Raw genomic sequence first — 1892 nt, 5'->3', positions numbered from 1 at the left:
GGACGCACAACCCCATAAAATTGCCGTTCTATCTTGTCAAAATACCCCGTTATACACTCCCAACCCAATTGACCCGCTGGAACCATGGGTTGATCGGGGGATTCAAGCAATTTTCTCCCTAAAAAAGCACGTCTTACAACCTTTTTATTGAAAGCTGCCCCTTGGATATCGGGCATCATGCACTGTAGCTGCTTAAATTCTTCCTCGCTATAATCACGAAGTTCTCCAGTGCTTAAATCGGGCGCTTTGTAATACCTCTCGCTTTCAAACCAACGGCATTCAACAAGTGTTCAAGGCATTGATTTATAATCATAATCTAGCGTTATTCATATTGAATGAGAACCCTGAATAACGTAAGATTCTCTCATCTTAAATCTGTGTATCTTGAATCAATCAAAATCACTTGCTTGCACGTCACAAGCGGGGTTGATGTGTGGGTAAAAACTATAGCAGAAAGGAGTAAAAATGGTTCTTATGAATCGTCTTAATGCAAGGGCTGTCGCAACATTGGGAGCTGGCAAATATAATGATGGTGCCGGCTTGCTTCTCCATAAGCGTAAAGATGGTGGTGCTCAATGGCTTTATCGTTATACCATTCATGGTCGGCGCCGTGAAATGGGCTTGGGTGCCTTGCGAGATGTTTCTTTAAAACAAGCCCGTGAATTGGCAACAGGATGGCGGGCTGTTTTACGTGAAGGGCGTGACCCTATTAAAGAACGTGAAAAACAAAAGCGTGAGGCAATAAGCAATCTCCATTACTTAAAAGATATTGCACTAGATACTTTTGAAACTCGTAAAGCTGAATTAAAAGGTGATGGTAAAAATGGTAAATGGTTTACACCTTTACGCCTTTATATTCTCCCTAAATTAGGCTGTTTACCCGTTTCAGAGATTACGCAAACAGAGATACGCAATACCCTTTCTCCCATTTGGCATACAAAGGCTGTAATTGCTCGAACAGCATTGATACGTCTTAATCTTTGTCTCAAACATGCGGCTGCATTAGGTGTAGATGTTGATTTACAAGCTGTAGAAAAAGCAAAAGCTCTCTTAGGAAAACAACGCCATAAGGTCACTAATAGACCAGCCATGGATTGGAGAGAGGTTCCGGCTTTTTATAAAACACTCTGTGAAGCATCAACCATAACACAACTGGCTTTGCGTTTGCTTATTCTGACAGGTGTTCGTACCAATCCTTTACGTCATATTCATAAAGATCAAATTGATGGGGATATATGGACCATACCTGCTGAAAATATGAAAGGCAAGCGTGATACAACAAAAGAATTTCGCGTGCCTTTATCAACTGAAGCATTAGACATTTTAAAACAAGCACGATTGCTTTCTCGTAATGATTTCTTTTTTTCTGCTAAAGGTCGCGGTCCCCTCGCTGAGAAGTGTATGGCTCAATATATGAGAGACAATAAACTTGAAGCCTGCCCGCATGGTTTTCGCTCTAGTTTACGCGATTGGCTTGCTGAAACAACCGATGCCCCCTATGAGGTCGCTGAAACTATTCTAAGTCATACGGTCGGCGGTAAAGTAGAGCGTGCCTATCGTCGTACTGATTATCTAGAACAGCGCCGTGTCTATATGGATAAATGGGCGGCTTATGTCACGGGTCAATCTTAAGATATGGGGTGAATAACCCCATTATCTGTGGATAACTTTAGCTCTCTTCTCTCTCATTCTTTCTCAATAAGACTCATAAATTATCACATTAGAAATTGTATAATAAAATATTGTTTTCTATGAATAAAACATCTTTCTAAATGAACCAAAATGTGGTTAATAAATGATTATGATTTGTTTTTGTTTTTATAGTGAAAGGATTTTAGAATGACAGAAAATGATATTCTTTTAACAGACCGTGAAAGTGCAAAATTGCTTCA

The 1892-nt window shown here is 40.0% G+C and carries 1 protein-coding gene and 1 pseudogene; one reads left to right on the top strand and one right to left on the bottom strand.

Annotation, left to right across the window (positions count from 1 at the left end; genetic code table 11):
• Nucleotides 1-290: pseudogene (locus ACFIJZ_RS09700) on the bottom strand (phage portal protein); the annotation flags it as partial.
• A 175-nt stretch (nt 291-465) separates the two neighbouring features.
• Between ACFIJZ_RS09700 and ACFIJZ_RS09695 the strand changes: the two are divergent.
• A complete protein-coding gene (locus ACFIJZ_RS09695; protein ID WP_375631944.1) occupies nt 466-1632 on the top strand; it encodes a tyrosine-type recombinase/integrase in 1167 nt (388 codons plus the stop codon).
• The last annotated feature ends 260 nt before the right edge of the window (nt 1633-1892 follow it).

The sequence above is a fragment of the Bartonella sp. CL70QHWL genome, from assembly GCF_042194855.1.
In the GTDB taxonomy this organism is placed as follows: domain Bacteria; phylum Pseudomonadota; class Alphaproteobacteria; order Rhizobiales; family Rhizobiaceae; genus Bartonella.
Note: the sequence above shows the minus strand (reverse complement) of the source record. Positions and strands in the feature narration are given on the sequence as shown.

Excerpts from the sequence above, each read along its gene's own strand:
- ACFIJZ_RS09695 (WP_375631944.1), top strand. The coding sequence starts at position 466 with ATGGTTCTTATGAATCGTCTTAATGCAAGGGCTGTCGCAACATTGGGA.